The sequence below is a fragment of the Natronosalvus amylolyticus genome, from assembly GCF_024298845.1.
Classification (GTDB): Archaea; Halobacteriota; Halobacteria; order Halobacteriales; family Natrialbaceae; genus Natronosalvus; species Natronosalvus amylolyticus.
The window spans coordinates 2,253,504-2,274,627 of the sequence record NZ_CP101156.1 but is presented as its reverse complement, the minus strand read 5'-3'; the positions used below and the strand labels follow the sequence as shown (position 1 = coordinate 2,274,627).

Annotated in this window: 20 protein-coding genes; 13 read left to right on the top strand and 7 right to left on the bottom strand. The window is 54.1% G+C overall.

All coding sequences use genetic code 11. The features are described from left to right. The first annotated feature begins 70 nt into the window (after positions 1-70). The 5 genes from NLK60_RS10755 to NLK60_RS10735 are packed head-to-tail and all read left to right on the top strand — an operon-like array spanning position 71 to position 5,838. The gene (locus NLK60_RS10755) at positions 71-1,462 is read left to right on the top strand and encodes a nucleotide sugar dehydrogenase (protein WP_254807794.1); all 1,392 of its coding nucleotides are present in this window, start codon (positions 71-73) and stop codon (positions 1,460-1,462) included. Then, on the top strand, positions 1,455-2,480 hold the full coding sequence (locus NLK60_RS10750; protein WP_254807793.1) for a glycosyltransferase family 2 protein: 1,026 nt from the start codon (positions 1,455-1,457) through the stop codon (positions 2,478-2,480). The genes NLK60_RS10755 and NLK60_RS10750 overlap by 8 nt, the downstream gene beginning before the upstream one ends. Next, a complete protein-coding gene (locus NLK60_RS10745; RefSeq protein ID WP_254807792.1) occupies positions 2,473-3,249 on the top strand; it encodes a polysaccharide deacetylase family protein in 777 nt (258 codons plus the stop codon). The genes NLK60_RS10750 and NLK60_RS10745 overlap by 8 nt, the downstream gene beginning before the upstream one ends. Next, positions 3,246-4,805, top strand: coding sequence for an alkaline phosphatase family protein (locus NLK60_RS10740; protein ID WP_256530371.1), 1,560 nt, complete (start codon positions 3,246-3,248; stop codon positions 4,803-4,805). The genes NLK60_RS10745 and NLK60_RS10740 overlap by 4 nt, the downstream gene beginning before the upstream one ends. 1 nt (position 4,806) lies before the next feature. Continuing rightward, positions 4,807-5,838 carry a DUF354 domain-containing protein gene (locus NLK60_RS10735; RefSeq protein ID WP_254807790.1) on the top strand — a complete coding sequence of 344 codons (1,032 nt, stop codon included), beginning with the start codon at positions 4,807-4,809 and terminating at the stop codon, positions 5,836-5,838. 1 nt (position 5,839) lies between these two features. Here NLK60_RS10735 and NLK60_RS10730 read toward each other — a convergent pair whose 3' ends face one another. The 3 genes from NLK60_RS10730 to NLK60_RS10720 are packed head-to-tail and all read right to left on the bottom strand — an operon-like array spanning position 5,840 to position 7,820. After that, on the bottom strand, positions 5,840-7,438 hold the full coding sequence (locus NLK60_RS10730; protein ID WP_254807789.1) for a LamG domain-containing protein: 1,599 nt from the start codon (positions 7,436-7,438) through the stop codon (positions 5,840-5,842). Between the two features lie 5 nt (positions 7,439-7,443). Beyond that, the gene (locus NLK60_RS10725) at positions 7,444-7,635 is read right to left on the bottom strand and encodes a hypothetical protein (protein ID WP_254807788.1); all 192 of its coding nucleotides are present in this window, start codon (positions 7,633-7,635) and stop codon (positions 7,444-7,446) included. Further along, positions 7,632-7,820 carry a hypothetical protein gene (locus tag NLK60_RS10720; RefSeq protein WP_254807787.1) on the bottom strand — a complete coding sequence of 63 codons (189 nt, stop codon included), beginning with the start codon at positions 7,818-7,820 and terminating at the stop codon, positions 7,632-7,634. Before NLK60_RS10720 ends, NLK60_RS10725 begins: the two co-directional genes overlap by 4 nt. A 705-nt stretch (positions 7,821-8,525) precedes the next feature. On the opposite strand from NLK60_RS10720, the gene NLK60_RS10715 reads away from it, so the two are divergent. The 4 genes from NLK60_RS10715 (at position 8,526) to NLK60_RS10700 (ending at position 12,878) form a co-directional block, all read left to right on the top strand. Next, entirely contained in the window at positions 8,526-10,010 is a 1,485-nt protein-coding gene (locus tag NLK60_RS10715; protein ID WP_254807786.1) for a hypothetical protein, read from the top strand. Positions 10,011-10,086: 76 nt separating this feature from the next. Then, positions 10,087-10,965, top strand: a complete 879-nt coding sequence (locus NLK60_RS10710) for a polysaccharide deacetylase family protein (protein WP_254807785.1) — start codon at positions 10,087-10,089, stop codon at positions 10,963-10,965. A 207-nt stretch (positions 10,966-11,172) separates the two neighbouring features. After that, complete coding sequence (locus tag NLK60_RS10705) at positions 11,173-12,222, top strand: GNAT family N-acetyltransferase (protein ID WP_254807784.1); 1,050 nt, start codon at positions 11,173-11,175, stop codon at positions 12,220-12,222. A 332-nt stretch (positions 12,223-12,554) separates the two neighbouring features. Next, positions 12,555-12,878: a hypothetical protein gene (locus NLK60_RS10700; protein WP_254807783.1), complete on the top strand. Its 324-nt coding sequence runs from the start codon at positions 12,555-12,557 to the stop codon at positions 12,876-12,878. Positions 12,879-12,914: 36 nt separating this feature from the next. Here the strand turns inward: NLK60_RS10700 and NLK60_RS10695 are convergent, their stop codons facing one another. The 4 genes from NLK60_RS10695 to NLK60_RS10680 form a co-directional block, all read right to left on the bottom strand. Next, positions 12,915-14,444 carry a lipopolysaccharide biosynthesis protein gene (locus NLK60_RS10695; RefSeq protein WP_254807782.1) on the bottom strand — a complete coding sequence of 510 codons (1,530 nt, stop codon included), beginning with the start codon at positions 14,442-14,444 and terminating at the stop codon, positions 12,915-12,917. Positions 14,445-14,584: 140 nt separating this feature from the next. After that, the gene (locus tag NLK60_RS10690; RefSeq protein WP_254807781.1) at positions 14,585-15,583 is read right to left on the bottom strand and encodes a class I SAM-dependent methyltransferase; all 999 of its coding nucleotides are present in this window, start codon (positions 15,581-15,583) and stop codon (positions 14,585-14,587) included. 220 nt (positions 15,584-15,803) lie between these two features. Beyond that, positions 15,804-16,535 (bottom strand): class I SAM-dependent methyltransferase, encoded by a 732-nt coding sequence (locus tag NLK60_RS10685; RefSeq protein ID WP_254807780.1) that lies wholly within the window; start codon positions 16,533-16,535, stop codon positions 15,804-15,806. Positions 16,536-16,780: 245 nt separating this feature from the next. Next, a complete protein-coding gene (locus NLK60_RS10680; protein ID WP_254807779.1) occupies positions 16,781-17,788 on the bottom strand; it encodes a lipid II:glycine glycyltransferase FemX in 1,008 nt (335 codons plus the stop codon). A 248-nt stretch (positions 17,789-18,036) separates the two neighbouring features. On the opposite strand from NLK60_RS10680, the gene NLK60_RS10675 reads away from it, so the two are divergent. The 4 genes from NLK60_RS10675 to NLK60_RS10660 are packed head-to-tail and all read left to right on the top strand — an operon-like array spanning position 18,037 to position 21,094. Beyond that, on the top strand, positions 18,037-18,315 hold the full coding sequence (locus NLK60_RS10675) for a DUF8044 family membrane protein (protein ID WP_254807778.1): 279 nt from the start codon (positions 18,037-18,039) through the stop codon (positions 18,313-18,315). Then, a complete protein-coding gene (locus NLK60_RS10670) occupies positions 18,312-19,424 on the top strand; it encodes a DUF4350 domain-containing protein (protein ID WP_254807777.1) in 1,113 nt (370 codons plus the stop codon). The genes NLK60_RS10675 and NLK60_RS10670 overlap by 4 nt, the downstream gene beginning before the upstream one ends. Then, on the top strand, positions 19,421-20,443 hold the full coding sequence (locus NLK60_RS10665) for an AAA family ATPase (RefSeq protein ID WP_254807776.1): 1,023 nt from the start codon (positions 19,421-19,423) through the stop codon (positions 20,441-20,443). The genes NLK60_RS10670 and NLK60_RS10665 overlap by 4 nt, the downstream gene beginning before the upstream one ends. An 18-nt stretch (positions 20,444-20,461) precedes the next feature. Next, positions 20,462-21,094, top strand: a complete 633-nt coding sequence (locus NLK60_RS10660) for a GAP family protein (RefSeq protein ID WP_254807775.1) — start codon at positions 20,462-20,464, stop codon at positions 21,092-21,094. The last annotated feature ends 30 nt before the right edge of the window (positions 21,095-21,124 follow it).

Here is a 21,124-nt window from a genome sequence, read left to right as displayed (position 1 = left end):
TGCAAGACCGACAGTTACACGAATCAACGGTGGCCGCTCACCTCGAGCGTTCGCCTCTGGAGGCCGGTGTATGAGTGATGCGATCACCGACCGTACAGACGGCGTCTACGACGCGTTCCACTCGAATGAGCGGCTGCAGGATGCGTTTACCACGGGGACGTTCCCCGTTTCGGTCTACGGCCTCGGCAAGATGGGACTGCCACTGGCTGCCGTCTTCGCCGACGTGACGGGCAACGTCCGTGGCGTCGATATCGATCCATCGATCGTCGACGCTGTCAACGACGGTCGGTGCCACGTCAAGCGAGAACCTGGGTTGCCATCGTTAGTCGAACGATCGGTCGCGAACGAGGCGCTGGTTGCGACGACGGACCCACGAGACGCCGCGAAGGAGGCCACGATTCACGTCGTTATCGTCCCGACCCCGATCACGGACGATAACGAACCCGACCTGTCGATACTGGATACCGTCGTCGAGGATATCGGCCATGGACTCGAGGCGGGCGACCTCGTTCTCATCGAGTGTACCGTACCACCGCGAACAACACGCGACCGGGTAGTGCCACGACTCGAGACGGTCTCCGGTCTCACACGTGACGAGTTCGGCGTCTCGGTCTGTCCCGAACGAACCTCGAGCGGTCGGGCCCTCGAGGATATCCGGGGCGCGTACCCGAAAGTCGTCGGCGGTATCGACGACGAAAGTACGCGTGTTGCCGAGGTCATCTACGATGAAATCAACGATACCGGTGTCATCCCCGTGGGCGACGCGACGACTGCAGAAGCCGTGAAAGTGTTCGAAGGCGTCTATCGCGACGTCAATATCGCGCTGGCGAACGAACTCGCGACGTTTACTGACGAACTCGGTATCGACGTTCGCGAGGCGATCGATGTCGCCAACACCCAACCGTACTGTGACATCCACGAACCCGGTCCTGGCGTTGGCGGGCACTGCATTCCGTTCTATCCGTACTTCCTGATCGACCCCTTCGAGACGGACGCACCGTTGCTCGAGACGGCTCGAGGCGTCAACGACTCGATGCCCGGCTTTACCGTCGAGAAACTTCGGGAAGGACTCGAGGTGACTGGACGCACGCTCGCGGATGCCACCGTCCTGGTACTCGGGCTAACCTATCGGCCTGGTGTCGAAGAGATTCGCGCCTCGCCGTCGCTCGCTATCGCAGAGCGACTCTCGCAGGCGGGGACAGAAGTGTACGGCGTCGACCCGATGCTCGAGTCAGCCGAGGAATTTGCGCTCGAACTGATCACGCTCGAGGGGATGGGGGAACTGACATTGGACGGCATCGTCCTCGTCACGCCACACAAAGAGTTCGAGACGATTCGATGGTCGGAACTCGAAGCTGATGATCGGACGGTCATCGTCGATGGGCGAGATTCGATCGAACCCTCGTCGCTCGAGTCGGCTGCACAGCGCGTCTACACTATTGGTGGTGGCCACAATGTATAGAGAGCACACTGTCGGCGTGGTCGTTCCAGCGTACAACGAGGAGGGATTCGTCGGGGAGGTCATCGAGACCGTGCCGGCGTTTGTCGACCGCATATACGTTATCGACGACGGCTCGACGGACGACACCTGGGCGGAGATTCAACAAGCTGCCAGCCGCGTCAACGAGCACGCACTGGTCGTCGACACACACGAAGCCACCTCGACCGACGGCGGACTGGCCTTCGACCAACGCGTCGTTCCCATCCAACACGAGCAAAACCGTGGCGTTGGCGGCGCGATCAAAACCGGCTATCAGCATTCACTCGAGGACGAAATCGATATTACGGCCGTCATGGGCGGTGACGGCCAGATGGATCCCGAACTCCTCCCTCGGTTTCTCGATCCGATTGTCGAGGGCCAGGCAGACTACACCAAAGGAAACCGCTTGCTGTACAAAGAGTACCGGCAGGGCATGTCTTCCTGGCGGTTCCTGGGCAACTCGGTACTGACCTTCCTGACCAAAATCGCCTCGGGCTACTGGAAGATGATGGACCCACAGAACGGCTACACGGCCATCTCGAGACACGCCCTCGAGAACGTCGGCATCGACGAGTTGTACGAGTACTACGGCTACTGCAACGATCTGCTTGTCAAGCTGAACGCCAAAGGCATGCGTGTCGCCGACGTTGCGATGCCAGCCCAGTACGGCGACGAGAAATCGCATATTGAGTACCCCACCTACATCCGAAAGGTTTCGGGGATGTTGCTCCGGAACTTCCTGTGGCGACTCAAAACGAGATATCTGGTGTTGGATTTCCATCCGCTCGCGTTGTTTTACCTGTTCGGGGCGGCCGCAGCGACGCTTGGGACGATTGGGGTGGGATGGTCTTTGTATTCCTGGAAACGGCTCGAGAACCCACTGTTCGTCCGAATCGCGCTTAGTGGTTTGCTGTTTGCGACTGGCAGTATGTTCCTGATGTTCGCGATGCTGTTCGATATGCAGGCGAACGAGGGTCGAGAGGTGCAGGTATATGACTAGAGACTTCACCTTCGAAATGTACGAGAAACTCCTTCAGGCTGGCCTCGAGGCCGGATATCACCATCTGACGGTGCGAGAGTACCTCTCTCGTGACAACTTGCCTGAACGGTTCATCATCCATCGCCATGACGTTGATCGGAAACCAGAGAATTCGCTGGCCATGGCACGTCTCGAGGCAAGGTATGGTATCTCAAGTACATATTATTTCAGAACAATTGAAAAAACGTTTAAGCCGAAGATCATACGCGAGATCGAATCTCTGGGCCACGAGATTGGATATCATTATGAAGACCTCGACCGAGCCAGTGGTGACGTGGATGCGGCTCATGAGTCTTTCTCGAGGGAACTCGAGAAGGTACGTTCCCATGTAACCGTGGATACGGTGTGTATGCATGGAAACCCGTTGACGAGTTATGATAATAGGGATATGTGGACTCGAACTGTCCCGTTTTTCAGACAGTATGACCTTGACGGTGAGGCGTACCTCTCGATGTCATTCGAGACGGTTTCGTACTTTTCGGATACTGGCCGGACGTGGAAGGATGGCCTGTTGAAAATTAAAGATCATGCTATCGGAATTGATGGAAAAAGTCGGCAAGTCCGATCGACTTCGGAGCTAACAGATCTTATCCAATCTCGATCAATTCCACGCTACTGCATACTTACTCACCCAAATCGATGGGCGAAAACGAGATCGGAACTTGTTGTAGAAACGACCAAAGACCTGGCGACCAACATCGCTAAAATCGGTATTCAAACGTTTAAATGACGACAATTGTAATCGGATTGGACGGGGCGAACTGGCAGATGATCGACCAGTGGATCGAAGACGGAATTCTTCCCAATCTCAGTCAGTTAATTGATACTGGTATTGGAGGTATTTCCGAAAGTTGTTTACCGCCTTTGACTGTCCCCAATTGGAAGTGTTATTCGACGGGAAAGAACCCTGGAAAACTCGATGTGTTTCGATTCGATAAAATCAATACTGATGCAAGAGAGCACACGTTTCACGACGCGACGGATTTTAAGAGTGCTGAACTCTGGGAATATCTCAATGAAGGCGGTTACACGACGGGGATTATCAACAAACCATCCACGTACCCACCAAAACCAGTTGATGGCTTCGTGATCGCTGGCGGACCTGATGCTTCCAATTCAGAGTTCCGAACGCTCGATTCCGGATTTACGTACCCTGCAGATCTTGCTGATGAATTGCGTGACTCACTCGATTATTCGGTACATCCTTCGCCGATGATTTCTCCATCCGAAAAAGGCGAGGATGAGGTTGCGGCTATTCTCGAACTGATAAGTTCTCGGTTCGACGCTGCAGAATACCTTCTCAAGCAGAGTTCGGTCGATTTTCTTCATATGACTGCATTTTACAACATGGCACTTCAACATTATTTTTGGCGCGACGAACCAGTACGTAGGGCTTGGGAGGTAATTGATCAGAACCTTTCCCGGTTTATGAACGATGGACATGATCTGATCATCATGTCTGACCACGGGACCTGCAAAGTTGAATCCGTTTTTTACATCAATGTTTGGCTTGCGGAACGAGGCTACCTTGCGACACAACGAAATATCGATAATGTCCTCCGAACAGTCGGTATCACACGAGAACGGGCACTCTCGGTCGCCAAACGATTCGGCTTAGTTGATGGGCTTAGCACGCATGTTCCAGAACAGTTGCAAAAAATGGTCCCTTGGGAAGAAGGTATCAAACGTGATCGAATCTTATCGATCATCGATTGGGAGAAAACGGACGCTGTAGCCAGCACACAGGGTCCTGTCTATCTAACTCCGACCTCGGAGACACCGGAGTTTGAACGCCTTCGGGAAACACTTATTACTGAATTAACCGAGCTTTCTCATCCTGAGACTGGAACAGTCCTAATAAACGATGTCCACCGTGGTGAAGAGTACTACACCGGATCGTATGCTTCGAATGCTCCGGATCTGTTACTTGAACAGGGGCCGAATGTACATATAAGTGATGCCGTTGGCCCAGCTAACTGGTACGCTTCTTCAGGGGTTTGGAAGGGCGGAAATATGCCGGATGGGCTCTTTTTGATGAACGGCCCAAGCTTCCGAAACGGCGGGCTCAACCAACGAGCCAATATCGTAGATATTGCTCCAACGATACTTCACTTGTTCGACCTTCCTATCCCGGAGGACATGGACGGAAAGGTCCTCGATGTGTTCTCCACGACATACAATCGGCCAGTTGAGTATGGTCCTCCACTCGAAAGGGACCATCATTCCACGTTGAGTGAGACAAATGAAATTGCGGAACGATTAGCTGACCTCGGCTATCTCGAATAATATGCGAGTTTCATTCGATTTGACACACCCTGCTCACGTCCACCTCTTTCGGCACGCTATCGATGACCTTTCTGCAAGTGGCGCGAAAACGCTCGTTACATCGAGGGAGAAGGATGTCACCGTTGATTTACTAGATTATTACAATATTCCACATCGCGTTCTCTCGAGCAAATCAAAACGGATGTCAGGTATGCTCGGAGAATGGTCGTTACGTGGAATCCGGTTATTACAACTCACTTATTCATTCAAACCTGATATTATTGTAAGTCGTTTTAACCCGGCATCAGCGTTCGTTTCTACGGTTGTGAACTGTGAGTTCTTATTGTTTGATGATACTGAGACCAAACCAGCAGTGCTTCGGTCAATCACCTACCCGTGTGCTGATCGTATCTATACACCTTGCAGCTTTTATCGTAACCTAGGATCTAAACAGCGACGATATGACGGTTATCACGAACTTGCCTACCTTCATCCGAATCGGTTCAATGCTGACCCGAACGTGTTGCGTAATCTCGGTATCAGCCGAGATGAGACTCTCGTCTTTGTCCGTCTGGTTTCTTGGGATGCACCCCATGATATCGGTCAGAGTGGATTTGATGACGTGGTCGATGCGATCAAACAACTCGAGGACGCTGGAGCAACGGTTTTACTTTCAACGGAGGGGGACCTCCCTATTGGGCTCGAAAGTTACGAGGTGACGGTTCCAGTACACGAGGTACACGATTTGCTGTACTACTCGGATCTTTTTATTGGTGAGAGTGCCACGATGGCAATCGAGAGCGCAGTACTCGGTACACCAGCAATCTTCATTTCTTCGATAAGTGCAGGGGTTATCAAGGAACTCTCGGAACGATATGGTCTTGTTTACCAGTTCGATGGACCAAACAAGCATACACTTGGTCTTGAAAAGGCACTCGAAATTTTACGAATGAGTGATCCTTCTGTGTGGCAACAACGTCGTTCGAAACTCTTGAACGACAAAATTGACACCACTAGTTTTCTCCTCCAAGAGATACGCAATACCGTTATGTAATCTATTGTCGATTAGTCTCGGTGAAGAGTGGTCGCTTATCCGGGGTGGGGACGTCTGCATCGACAAATATTCGATGTTCGTCGTGGTAGACTTCTTGGTATTGTGGTGATTCTTCTCCGCCACCGTAACCAATGTACGGTCCGGAATACTCGATGGCGTTGTTCTCTAAATCGTGAGTCCACCGTAGGTTTGTACGCTCATAGATCAGATCGCCGTTGATCCACCACCGATACTCTCCATCATTGTTGGCAACTCCGTTACTGACTGTGTTCAATTTAATGTGTTGTTCGAAGTAGTGCCATTGGCCTGGATAGAGGTGGCCGCCTTCAAACTCAACATTTCGATCGGCATCTTGTGAGTACTCGTCCATATGATATAGATAAGCCGTCGTATTGTATGGTCCGCTGTTGCCCGAACCTGATAATCGATTCGCGGCAACAATACCAGCTGACCAACCATTATCACCTTCACTGTTACCCCCTCCAGAATGACCGCCACCAGCAGAATACGAAAGGCCAGTTCGGGCGATTTTCATCTGATCGTTATTTCCCATGTAGAAGTCATCTTCCAGCCGATACCAGTAAGTGACGTACAATTCTGTTGGCTGATACCCTAGAGCTTCTTCCAGGTTGAAATGTGCATTCGTACCACCCTGTCCAGTTGGTTCGATTTCTATCGCCATGGACTGTTTTCCAGTTACTGCCGGTGAATTGACGAATTTTGCATCACCTGCCCCTGTCCAGACTCTATATATCTCACTGGGGTCGCTATGTTCGTCGAAATCGAAAGCGAAGGTAGCGTCAGCCCCCTGTGTATCTGGTTCGTAGTCTGGTTCCCAACTCTCCTTGAGGCCCCTTACCAACTGGTCACGTTCATCGTACGTCAAGCGACGATCATAGCCGCGCAATTCCGCGATAAGTCCTTGAAATCCACGTGAGCTATCGCTATGGGCGCCGATTGTCAGTCCCGCATGAGAAAGCGACCCGGCATCGCCGTTTACCGATTCTTCTTCACCGGTTGCTGGATCAACGACATGTAAGACACTTTCCCCACCGTCGACTACGCCGATGATGATCTGACCCTGAATACCGGTCTTGATTCCACCGGGCTCACCTGCCCAGAGCCTAGTAGTGTTTTCCGGAGTGAACTCGAGGAACGATCGCTCATCGGCATCAGCTCCGTAAAAGACGTAATCGTACTCACCCGTTGGGTCGTGTTGGAGGACTGCTGCCCATGTGTATGGCTGCTCGAGGATATCGTCTTCGTCAAAATACCCTACCTCGAGATACTGCTCGCCGTCGAACTGAACAGATGGGTTTCCACCAACACCATCGCTCACGTACGTTGGCTGACTATCCGTACTGGACTGGTCGGCAGTCAGATCGCCGGCTGTCGTTTCCCATTCGGCAACTGGGTCCCCATCATCCAAAGCCAACTGCCGAGCATCGAACTGGAGAGCCATTTGCGAGAGTGACGACCACACTGTTTGTTCACCGTCGCCGTCACCGTGATTGACCGAAACGCTCGTGACGACACCATGGGGTGTCTCTATTTCGCGCAGCTCCCGCTCGCCGTCGCCGTTATTAACGTAAATACTCATTGAGATCACTCCGTCTTGAAGCGAATGTAGGTGTCTGATTCGGGCGTTTCGTCGTCGAAGACGAGTTCGTATTCTCCCCAGAACTGAGCTGATTCCTCGAGGTCGTCGATATCGCTCCCAATCTGTTCGAAGTTTTCGTTAAGTGGGACGTGCCAGTCGCTGCTACCGGGTTCGGGGGTGTTGTATCTATCACTCATAGGTATTGTAGATTTTTCGTAGATTCAGATGTCTCATCCTGGAAACCGTCGGGGCCAGTGGATGCAACAACGGAGGGTAGATTGTTTTCGATAGTCACATCCTGGTCGATATACTGACCAACCGGTGTTCCGTCAGTGGAAAGTACCGTTTTTCCGCTGGCGAAACACGTGGTTTCGACTACCATCAACTCGAGTGAGTGGCGCTCACCGCATATCCGTTCTCCTGATATTGGGCAGCCTTTATATCGGGACCTGTCTTCGGAGGTCCAGTACCAGCATACTGAGATACTTTAATTCGATAGTGTTCACAGAGCGATTATAGAGTACAAACTCACCCTCTCGCCTCTTTTCCAAAATGCCTACGAAAGTAATATTGTTAATTGATAGTTCTCGATAAAGTGATTGTAGAGTGGTAGTTTTTGCATCTGGATAGCATACTGAGCAGCAAATGGTGGGCCCGTCGGTGACGGGAATTTACGGTGTCAATCGTGTAATAGAGACGCCTTTGACTGACCGGTTGAACCGTAGACGCCTGCACAACCAGTAGTATGTCGTTCACTCGTGATTTCGACGCCCCGGAGCATCTTTACAGCGTGGGAGTTGTTGCCCTCCCTACAGCAGCAGTTCTCGGTATTCTCGGACCACTGCTGATTGGACAGCCCAACCTCTCTATACTGGGTCTGTATCTTGCGGTTCCGATGGTAGCTGGTTCGATTATTGTTCGAAAAACACGAACGGCTACTTACGCGTACGGCTTTACTGAGTACGATCTCGACTGGAGGATTCCTTCAATACTGTTTCACTGTACATTCGCCGTTCTCGTCGTCGTTCTTGTACTCACTTCGGTTCGACCAATCATATTCTACGTTGGCGTTGCCGTGTTGTATGCGTTGACATTCTTTCAGGCGGCCACGGCCGACGGTCAGGAACTGGTCGTCCTGTATCAAATGATTGTGGCGTACACACTTGTCGTCTTCAGCGTCACGCTAAACTACGCCTTGTTCGTGGGGCGAACGGACCTCTCGGGGCACATCGCCTATGCAAATCACGTCCTCGAAACGGGATCGACTGTTGGACTTTCACCAACGTACGAACCGTTTCCGTTATGGCACGTGTTCGTTGCTGAGTCCACACTGCTCTCGGGTGGATGGGTCGAGACGCACACCTCGATGTATCTTCTCAGCGGCTTCATATTTGCCGCCGGGATTCTGGGGATGTACGCACTCGGCTTGCGGGTACTGTCCAGCAAAAAATACGCGCTTTTTTCGGCTTTTGTAATGATCTGCTTCCCGTTGTACCTCTTCTATGGAATGTACTCAATCGCCCGCAGCGTTACATCGGTATTGTTCTTGCTGCTTTTGTTGACCCTGATGATTAGGCGGTCGGATTCTCAGCGAGTCGTCGTGTTGCTCTTGATCGTCGCCATCGTCATCTACCACCCGGTTTCGATTCCGTTTGTCCTCGTATTGCTCGCCGGAGTAGCGTTGATCGAACGTTTTCTCGATACTCGAGGGCCTATTATCGACACGTACGTACTCGGAGTCGCAGCCGGATTCACGACCATTTACTGGTTTTATCGGGCCGAATTTATCATCGGGAGGTTGACTGCATCGATCATTGGCATGTTCACTGGACCGTCTCCCTCGACTGGCCCGGAAAGTGTTGAACTCAGCCCATGGGTGGAGGTTGCGAACTACGTCCCCTATTCGTTTTTGATACTGTTGCTCTTGCTCGGCTTTCTCTTCTGGTACCAACAGCCAACGCTGTCTCGTTCAACATTTGCCTCGTTAGCGCTTTTTTCAGTCCTGATCGTTCCGCTCGTCTTTCCCGGCCCCACATTATTACTCGACTCACTCGTGGGCGTCAACGTCGGACGCTTCGGCCACTACAGCTTCATGTTCGTCGCACTGACTGGCGGCTACGGACTGTACGAACTGGTCCGACGAGGCAACATCAGAACGTTTCTCCTGATCCTCGTCTTGGTCTCGTGTCTGTCTTTTACCGCCGTTTCGAACGACTTCGTCGCCTCGGACAACCCGATCGTCGAGCGCCCGTTCTATACGTTCTACTTTACCGAACACGAACGCAGTTCGCTCGAGCACGTCGGTGCAACGTTCGAGGAACCGATGGCAGCTGATCGCCCTGCCTGTCGGTATCTTCGCTCGTTCGAGGCAACGGAATGTGAACGGATTTCTGTCGACGGTGAGGGAGAAATGTTCGACGAGTACGACACCGTCTTGCTCCGACATCACGAAAACGAGAAACGGCCGCTTCAGTTCTCGAGGTACGTCTACGAAGACGAAATCACGGCGGCGAACCTCGAGTTACGGAACAAGCCGTACGACTCGGGATCGGTGGCAATGTATACTCGGTGAGAATCGTTCACCTCGAAGTGACAGTCTGATCTGAGACGACTGTGGATTATTTTCCTCGAGGGTGTAGGGTACTCGGATGGACGACTACGAGTTCGCACTGTGTCTCACCCACGACGTTGATCGTCCGTACAAGACCTATCAACACCTCTATTATGCCGTCTCTGATCGGGACCCTAGCCACCTCACGTCGTTCTTTTCACGAGACCGTCCATACTGGCAGTTCGAGGAGGCGATGGCCCTGGAGGACCGCCTTGGGGTCCGATCGTCGTGGTACTTCCTCAACGAGAAAAACCTGCTTCGGGAGAAGCCCCCCTGGGAATGGTTACAACCAAAAAACTGGCAACTGTTCGCCGGCCGGTACGACATCACTGACGAGGAAATCGTCGAGATAACCGGGGCTCTCGAGCGCGGCGGCTGGGAGGTGGGCTTACACGGATCGTACGAATCGTTTGACGACCTCGAGCGACTACGATATGAAAAGGCGGCCCTGGAAGATCTCGTAGATGCACCAATCGTTGGCGGGCGACAGCACTACCTGAATCTCGAGCAGCCCCGAACGTGGGCCTACCATCGAGAAATCGGCCTCCAGTACGATGCCAGTCTGGGCTCGAGCGAAACGTACGGCTTCGACGGCCACTACGATGTCCTCCGTCCATTCGACGACGAATTTGTCGTATTCCCGCTGACGATCATGGAACGGCCGTTGCTCGAGGGCCACTCGTCGGTCGAAGAAAGCTGGCAGGCGTGTCTCGAGGTACTCGAGGAAGCCGCTCGAAACGAGGCAGTGATGACCGTTCTCTGGCACCCACGGTACCTGAACGAGGCGGAGTTTCCAGGATATCGAACGATCTACGAGCGGTTGATTCGCGAGGCGAAAGCGATGGGTGCGTGGGTTGGTCCGTGCCGTGACTGGTATGAACAAACCCTCTCCAGACAGGTCTCATACGGAGACTGATACGGAACGGTGAACCAATCGCCAACACAGATTGATGATCGCCAGGAAATGACGACACGGCCCTTCTGTCAATGGGTCACTACCGGCGAATCGATTCCGGCTACGACGGTGAAACTCGTGTACGTGTGGGTTTACAATATGGTGTGTCGGCGTGGTATCTGTCGCTCACTCACGGAGTACCAGACTCACGAGGAGAGACGTTTGATTATGAGTGTAACAATAACAACACTGGACTCGGACGAACGCAATAGGTGGGATACGTACGTCGAACGATCTCCTGGAGGCACCCTGTTTCATCGCTACGATGCCCTTGAAGCACAGGCGGATGCGACGGATTCGACGCTTCACCCGTTGGTCGGCTACAAAGGTGAGGAGCCCGTTGGCATCTTTCCATTATTCGAATTTGGAAAGGGGCCGCTCACGCTCGTATTTTCCCCGCCATCAGAACTTGGGGTACCGAATCTCGGGCCGGCACTTGTCCATATGGATCAGCTGAAGCAGCGAAAACAGGAAAAAAGACACAGGCGATTCATCGAAGGGTGTATCGAGTGGATCGACGACGAGCGTGGTCCCAACTACGTATCGATCCAGACGGGGTGGCAGTACGATGATGCCCGTCCGTTTCTCTGGAATGAATTCGACGTCACACCGGCGTACACGTACACGATTGACCTTCGTGATGGAAAAGACGCAGTCATCTCTCGGTTCAGCAAAAGCGCCCGACAAAACGTTCGGAATAATACTGATGCATCGTACACGATCTCGCAAGGTGGACAGCGAGAGATTCGATGGATTCTCGATGAGTTACACGAACGATACGAAGAACAGGGTAGGGCGCCACCTATCCCGACTACATTTATCGAAGAGCTGTACGACCGGCTTCCCGAGGGAACTGTCCGTCCGTACGTGTTGAGCGTCGATGGCGAGAAGGCAACGGGAACGGTCCTACTCGAGAACGGTTCGATCGCCAGAAGTTGGGTGGGTGGTGCAACACCCGATGTCGACATTCCCGCGAACGATTTACTCGAGTGGCACATGATGTGTGATGCACTCGATCGAGGAGTGTCTTTTTTCGAGATTGTTGGTGGCAACACGCCACGCCTCAACAAGTGGAAGGCGAAGTTCAGCCCGGATATTCAGACGTACTATCGAGTGAAACGCTCGTCACCAGGTGGCGAAGTTGCCGAGAACCTGTATACGACACTGCGCGATCGCTCGTCGCTGGTCTCGAGGATGGGACCGGCTAGAGAGGTATGATTCCCGACCGGTTGCCGGCTCCTATCTCCAATATGCCACGGGTCGAGCTGCGAAGTCTACTCTGGCGAGAGCCAGTCCGTCAGGCTGTACGCAAGTTTTTCATTCTATCTTACGTCTACCGGTATCGAGGTGGCAAACCGGCTGTAGCGATTCCAGATAAGCAGTGTTCTCTCGAATCGATTACACCCCAACTGATAGATCGGGTGATTCAAGACGAGCAGTTACGAAATCGATTTTCATCACTATTAGAAGATGGTCACCAGGGTCTCATCGCGACAGATTCCGATCAGTGGATTGCGTACGGGTGGACTCACACTCCATCGTCGACAGCTGTGCCCTATCATCTGCCGGAGTGGATGCTCGAGATGGATCTCTACTGGATGTTTTACGCCCGGACGAAGGAAAACTACCGAGGCCGAGGATGGCACAAATACCTTCTTTCACAGCGGGTGATACGTATTCTCGAGACGGTGCCGGATGCAGACATCTTTACTGATACGGTGTACGAGAACCCCTCTCGGTTTTCGATGATCTCTGTCGGGTTCGAACCTGACGGCGCGCTCCGCATCTATCGAGCTGGACATCCCGCTATCGGTGTAAAACGATACGGGCGCTGGGATCCCCTTGTTGATCATCCACCATTGCCGTCGACGTAAAACCGTCCGTGTTGCCTACTTGTCACAGCGTGAAGGTCATTTGCTAAGATCGGTCACCCGTTTAACCGTTACCAGTAATCCCCTTTCGAGTCTTGTTGGTAAGACTCCGACAGTATCGACGAGCGACTGGAGTTCGTCGAAAGTAATCGCTCCGAGACCGAAAATACACACTGTAAAGACGAGTGCGCCAATCGGTGGGACGATTAGCAGGGACAGAACTGGCGATGTGATAATTACCGAGAGTGGTACAATGACGGCCGCGGTGACGGTAACTGACGCGAGCGTTGGCCCCCATCGGATGCCACCGAGTGGCTGATAGCCCAGGTCTCGTGCAATAGCGGATTGGAACACAACCAGACTCCCATACCCAATCGACGTTGCAATCGCTGCTCCTGCCATCCCATACCTCGGTATGAGTAACAGATTTAATAATACGTTGAGCACAGAACTCGCTCCGGTAGCGAGCAGTAGTGGTCGTAACGAGCGTCGGGCCTGGTTAATCGCGAGTGACGGTCTCGCGACGGCAAATCCGAGTACCCCTGGAAGGAGGAGGATCAACGGTACGATGGCTGGTGTAAATGACTCTCCGAGATAGAGTGGGACGACGTCGAAAGCGAGGGCACCCACCCCAAGGGCGAGGAGCGATGTGAGCAATAATACGTAGTATGTCACCCGCTGTGCACGTACCTCGATCGTTTCGATATCACCGGACTCCCATAGACTCGAGACGCGCTGTAAGAGCGCTAATTGGACGGCTAGGGGTGCCACCCAGAGCACCTCGGCAATGACCAACGCACCCTTGTAGTAGCCAACTGTGCGGTCGGCAACCCATATTTGGAGTAACAGAACGTCGACGTGGTATAGTGACATAAGAAATAGATAAAATATCACGGTACTGACCGCGTACTTTCGAATCTGTTTGATCGGCAAATCGACCGTTGGCGGATTCCGGAACGCAGTGAGTGGGAGGTGTCTACCGATGAGAACCCCACCGATCAAAACCGTCATCACGCTCGTGATAATATCTGCGATGAGGACGCCGGCTACACCGTACCCAATATATACAAGCGTGAGGGCTAGTACGACGAATACCACTTTCTGGACGACCTTGAGCGGCTCGGACCACGACTCGAGTTGGAGTCCCATCAACGTCCACAAAATGTGGACCCTAAGCTGTCGACCGATTGCGTATGCGCTCAGAAGATAGAACAGTGGGGTGAACGCCTCCCCGAAAAGCGTGGCCACGACACCCGACCAGGCAAGAAGTGCAAAGGCCACTGCAGCGAGGATACCGATGAGAAACGCTGGCTGATAGGTCTGCTTGATTACGGCGACTTGCCATTCCACATCGTCTTGCTCTGACACGTATTTTCGAACCGCTTCGGTCGTCCCTGACATCATGAAAATAGCGGTGATTGCAAACACCGACAAAATAATTGCATACTGTCCATACAGCGTTGGTCCGAGCAGGCGAACGAGTAAGGGAGTAAAAAGAACGCTCAATGCGAGAATCGAAACTTTCGAAAAAAGTACTGTCAGGATGGCTGACTGGAAAGAGCTTGCCATCGTCAGTGTATCATTGGCTGATCCGTGGTTTCCGATGTGTGAAACGTTTCATAGGCGTGATCGTCCTGTTCGAATGACCTGCCTACGAACTGATTTGAGCTCGAACGCCGTCAGGCGATATCGGTGCTAGCACGACTGTATTAGGCCGATTTCATGACGTACCCACAACTACACGGAACATCGTACTCGCTGCTCGCCAGGTAATCAAACTCAAGCAGGCCGTGGGGCGCTTCTCGTTCGGTTACGAACGTCTCAAATGCGTCGTTCCGATCGATGTGGGGAGAGATTAACATCCCACCTGGCTTGAGCCATTCCCACGCGAGTTCATATTCGAACAGCATACCGGAGGTTGAATACTCCGAATCGTGATAATATATATCGATATCGGGGAGTTCGGAATAGAGTTTCGGCAGTTCGTCCCGAGGTGACCCCAGCCGTGAAACCCAACGGTCTTTCAGTTCATCGGGAACGATCCATCCCGGTTCTTTCCCTTCTGGAAGCAGGTGGCTGCGGTGTTCGGAACACGACGGTCGTCCGCGTGCAATGTGTTCGAGCATTGTAGCTCGCGTACCGTCAGAAGGAGTGGTTCCGTTGCCATCAGTTCGCATCCCATCATCGATGGCCTGTGCTCGCGTCTGGGCATCATCAACCGTATACAGGGTGCCGTGTTCGTTCTCTCGTAATGCCAGCAGCATCGATGCAGTGCCGACACCGCTGTAGACCCCGCTCGAGACAATTCGGTCAGGCTTCCACGTCCGGATGAGCGCATACACGTGTGCAGCAACCCCTCGATGTGTATCGAAGACGACTTTCTGATCTCCAACTTCCTCGAGGCCACTCATCACAATATCGACGATATCGCTCTCGTCGAAAAACTCCGTCCAGAGTTGATCGTAGCGCTCTTGGCCAAAGAAGTCCTCGGCAAACTGTGACCGAGCTCTTTCACGGCGTCTGAGGTACGACCAGGAGGCTGTGGGACTGACGATGTGATAGCCGTGTTTGATCGCAGGTTTCATCGGGTCAGGTATACGGTCGTACACAGCTCCCGGCAGCGTTTCCATCTCGTCGGTCATTGCCCCCCACCGCTCGAGAACCGGTTCTGGAATGCGTCCTTTGATTGGTTTTGGTATCGAACTCATGTCAATTCACTCGTTTCCATAGCCCTGGTGGTGCCTGTACTGCCTATTCTCTGGCCACACGTGAGGTGAGGCGGACATCCACATTTGGCTGCGACGTAGTCGGCTATTCACGCATCGATTGCTGGAGCGTTGGTGGCATAGTAAATGAGTACAAACGCCTCGAGTAATCGCGTTTTCAGACCATCGGCTTCTGAGTTTCACCAGACAGCGACACATTATCTCACAACGGCTTCCTCGCTACGTAGTACGGTTGCCGCTCGAAGTATTTTCCAACAGTATCTCGTTTTCCCACGTACTGAATATGGATAAATCCGTGACGACGTAATTGTCGTCGTTGGTGTAGTGGATTAGAGATGTACTTTTTGACGCCGAAATCCGTTCCGTCGTACTTGTACCTCGAGCCGATATTTTTCGTGTTGTCGTTCTCGAGGTACCAGTTTCTGAGATGATTGTGATCAACGACGATAGCGGGCAGCGTGTACCAGGAGTTGTGTGAACTGAACGCGAAGACGCCACCGGGCTTCAGAACACGACGTATTTCGTGCAGCGCCTGTCGCCGTAACCAGGGCGGTCGAATCGAATCGATGCCAACCCACGAAAAGAGGACGAAGTCGAACGAGTCATCGGGGAACTCGAGGTCAGTTGCAGTGCCGGTCCGGATATCGAGATCGTCGAAGAGTCTATTCGCTCGCTCGACCATCTCCTCGCTGATATCGATTCCGATGACGTCGAATCCTCGATCTGTTAAGGCTCTCGTCGTTCGTCCAGCACCGCAGCCGATATCAAGAACGCGACCGCCTTCCGGTCGAAAATACCGGCCCACCACTTTTTCCTCACGTTCTCGAAGCCCTTCGGTCTCCGCGAGGGTTTCGTAATGCTGTGCGACCTGTGCCTGTTGATATGGTGTCGAACCCGGTGTCTCTGGAGTTCGACTGTGTTTGTCGGGTGGCATGGGAAAACATCCGGTACCGTCGAGAGGGAAGCCACTGGCCGGTTACATAGGTGTTAGCGACCGTTTCATCATTACGGATGCTGTCGACCCTGCATACTGGCCCCGTTTCGTAGCCACAGTCGAACTGTCTGAATCAACTCGAGTGAGGGGTCCTTCGTGTTTTTGCCGTCGTGGCCTGCAAAATACAGCTACTCGCTGTTTTCGGTAGATCTGCATCCGCCCGAATGGTCTGACGCTAATTTCGTTCACCTGGCTGCGATCGTTCGAGCGAGTTTCAATGCGGGAAGGGCCGGTTTTGGGACGCCTCGTTCCCAACTGAGGAGAGGCACCGTTTGGCCGCCGAATTGTGTTTTAAAGTTGAACAACCCGTCTCGGAAATCGGGCGGCGTTCTGAGCAAATCATAGGTTTCGAAGCCGTGTTCAATGCCCCACTGTATCGCGTGCTCGTGGAGAAGTTCCGAGGCGTGGTACTCGAAGTGTTCCGACCGAACGCCTGAATACGCGTAATGAAGCGTCGATTGTTCCTCGTCACAGTAACACAGCATCCAGCCACGACGGACACCGTCGATGTCGATTGCGAACAGTTTGAGACGATTAGCGAGGTGTCGGAGTGCGATAAAAAATGTGTGCGATAAGACGGGCAAATCGGCCCGTGTCATTACTGCTTCGTAGTCTTCGTAAAACTGAGACAGCGACCGGACTGTGACTGGTTCTTCACTGATCTCGAGCGACTGGTCGTGCCCGCGTTTGATTCCCCGACGACGCGTTCGGTCCATTCCTTCGAGTAACGACTCCCAGCCTTGTGTGAGATCAAGGGCAACTCGACACCACTTGACGTCGATTTCGTAGCCGAATTCCCGAAAGAGAGCGTGATTTCGAATCGCCGCCTGGTCGTAGGTTCGGATTCGATTGAACAGCGTTCGCCCGTCACAGAGTTCTGGGACGACTTCGAGGAATGTCTCGAGTACGGTTTCTTCGTCGGTGATAGCCAGTGGACCGCCGAATCCTGGATACAAGGAATCGAGCCGTTTGACTGGCCCGATTGAGGTGATAACGTTGGGAAAGACACCGACAGGATTGCCTTTTTTACTCGCAACCAGGTGTCTCGGCTCCCTATCGGTTCCATCTTCGACTGCCTGGAGCCACTCGTAGCGGTGGAAAAGGGTTCCATGCGGTGCAGTTTCGACCACGTGGTTCCACTGGTTCCGGTTCGTTTGCTCGATACTTTTGAGGGCGCTTATTTCCATGGTCATATCTGAGTGGTGCTGTCGAATCTACCAGTCCAACGCGATGGTTCCCAAAATAGATTGGCACCGAATGTGAATCATAATCACGTACATTCGCCATTCCGACGAGACTGGTTCGAGAATGTGCCACCGTGAACGAGGAGAAAAACAAGCCACGGTAACAGTGGGCAAATAAAAAGGGAGACACGTAACGACACTTTTCTCGCTTTCGGGTGTGGTGGTTTTACGTTATCTCTCACTGTAGGCGGTCCACGATGGCTCTCCAGCGCCGAATTCGGTTCATCCACGGTCAACTCGCGTGGATGGTGGCGACAGTGCTCGTCCTCGCAGCGCTCGGTTCGCTCTCATATAGCCTGTTTTTTCTTCTATCGCTTCTCGGCCTCGTGATCCTGATGGAACTGACCGCACCGACTAACGTCTCACCCGAATGGCGGACGCGGCTCCGATGGCTCATCGTCTTCGGACTCGTCGGGTTTGCGTACGTGATCGTTCGACGCCTCCTCGAGATCCTGCCACCAGAGCTATTCGCATGAATCTACAAACCCTCCTCCTCGAGCGCGACCGAATCCACTGGCCTCGAGTCCTGTTGATCGCCCTTTTCGTCACCCTTCTCCTCGCACTGGGCGTGTACGCGACGACGTCCGCAACGGGGTTTGCCCCCTACAACCCGTCGTGGGACGGGACGAGCGAGTTCCGGGGCCAACTCGAGGACGACCCGGACACCGACGTCGAACTCATCACCGATACGACTGACTACGACACTACCGACCCGAACGAAACGGTATCGTTCGTCATCGCACCGGACGAACCGTACGACGAGACGGAGGCCCAGCGCGTAAGACAGTTCGTCGATCGAGGGGGGACGCTCGTGGTTCTCGAGAATTTCGGCTCGAGCGGTCAGGAACTACTCTTCGAGCTAGACACAGAGGCGCGTCTCGACGGCCAACTCCTGTACGACGAACGAAGCCACCAACAGGGGCAGACGATGCCCGTCGCGACGAACGTGACCGAGCACCGGACTACCGACGGCGTCGACCAGCTATCACTCAACTACGCGAGCGCTGTTCAACCCGGCAACGCCACGGTACTGGTTTGGACGAGCGAGTACGCGTACCTCGGTGACGAAACGACCGATATCGAGGACGTAGACGGCCTCGAGTCGTATCCGGTCGTGACGGTCGAAGACAGAGGTGCGGGGGAGGTCGTCGTCGTCAGCGATCCCAGCATCGTGATTAATGCCATGATCGACGAACCGGACAACGCTGCGTTCGTCCGTGGACTCACCACCGGGAACGAACGCGTCTTGCTCGACGTTTCGAACGCTGGTGATCTACCCCCAGTGATGAGCGTCTTGCTCGCCGTTCGTGGTAATCCACTATTGCAGGTTCTCCTCGGGCTGGGCGCCGTCGGCACGCTCGTGGCGCTGCGTCACCGAGATCAGACCCAGTGGGCGTCCATCGCTCGAGCGCTCCACCGGAACCGGTCGCCGTCACTCGAGGATGACCACTCGATTCCGCGACTCACGGCAGAGGAACGCGTTGCCTATCTCCGACGCCGGTATCCGGAGTGGGACGAGCAACGAGTCCAGCGCGTTGCCAAAGCGAGCCACCTCGACCGATCGGATGGTGAGTCGAACCCATGACGTCGACGCCACCGGCAGACGACGGGCGTGGGACGCCACAGGCCTGTTATGAAGCTATCAAGAACGAAGCCGAACGCGTCCTGGTCGGCAACGAGACGATTATCGAGCACCTCACGATTGCGTTGTTGACACGTGGGCACGTCCTGCTCGAGGGCGTTCCGGGTGTGGCCAAGACGACGATTGCGACGCTGTTCGCTCGCACAACTGGTCTCGAGCACCGGCGAATTCAGATGACGCCGGATATCCTGCCGGCCGACATCACCGGGACGACCGTGTATCGCCAGCACGTCGGCGAGTTCGACCTCCAGCGCGGCCCTATCTTCGCCAACGTCGTCGTCGCCGACGAGATCAACCGAGCGACGCCCAAAACTCAGAGTGCACTGCTCGAGGCGATGCAAGAACGCCACGTCTCGATAGAGGGTGAGACGCTGGCGCTTCCGACGCCGTTTCTCGTCGTCGCGACGCAAAACCCGATCGAGATGGAGGGGGTGTTCGAACTGCCCGAAGCCCAGCGTGACCGCTTCCAGTTCAAACTCACCGTCGATATCCCACCCCGATCGGACGAACGAGAACTGCTCGACCGATTCGACGACAATCCCGAACTCGAGGCCGACGCCGTCGAACAGGTCATCGATACCGACGACATCTTCGCTGCCCGAGCGGCTGTCTCGTCGGTGTACGTTGCGCCGCCGGTCAAAGAGTACATCATCGATCTCGTGACGGCCAGTCGAACGCATTCGGACGTTGCACACGGCGGGTCGCCGCGAGCGACGCTGGCGTTTCTCCACGCTGGCAAGGCGCGGGCAGCGATTCACGGTCGGTCGTACGTGATTCCGGACGACGTGAAATCGCTCGCTGAGCCGACGCTCGTCCATCGACTCGTGTTGAGTACCGACGCCGAACTGGGGAACGTCTCCCCGGCAAGCGTGGTCCGGGACCTGCTCGAGATGATCGAACCACCGTCTGGCGAACTCGATGCCAGCACGGCCGTGGGTGACGGGGGCGATGATGCCGGTTGAACCACTCGAGTACGAACGATGAGCTTCGTTGACGTTCTCCCGTTGGCTATCGTGATGATCGCGGGTCCACAGATCATCTCATCAATCTTCCTGTCCACGAGTGAACGGTGGCGCGCGAACGCTACGGCCTACGTCTTCGGTGCAGCTCTCTCTATCAGCCTCGTCGTCGCCATCGCGTACCTCCTGGGGAATAGTCTCGGGAGTGATGGCGGTCTGTTAGGTGCGAGTGCACGACAACTCCTTTACGTCGTCGTCCTCGCTCTCCTCGTCTACGCAGGGGTGGATACCTATCGAAACCGAACCGTCTCTGAGCCGCCGAAGTGGATGGGTGAGTTGACCAGCGCGGCGCCGCAGTTTTCGTTTCGACTCGGCTTTCTCTTGCTGGGCTTTTTCCCGACCAACGTCGTCACTTCGATCACCGTCGGAACCTACCTTGCGGCCAACGGTGCACCTGTTACGGACGCGGCGGGATTCGTTCTGCTCACACTCTTTCTGTTGGCGCTTCCGTCGCTTGGAGTGGTCATACTCGGCAAACGAGCCGAAACAGCACTCCCGCACATTCGCGATTGGATGAACGACAACTCGTGGATCATCTCCGAGGCGGTGATTGTCATCTTCGCCGTCCTGACGCTCCGGAATCTGCTCGGTTGAGACCCTGCCGGACGCGAAGACGCGGTAACT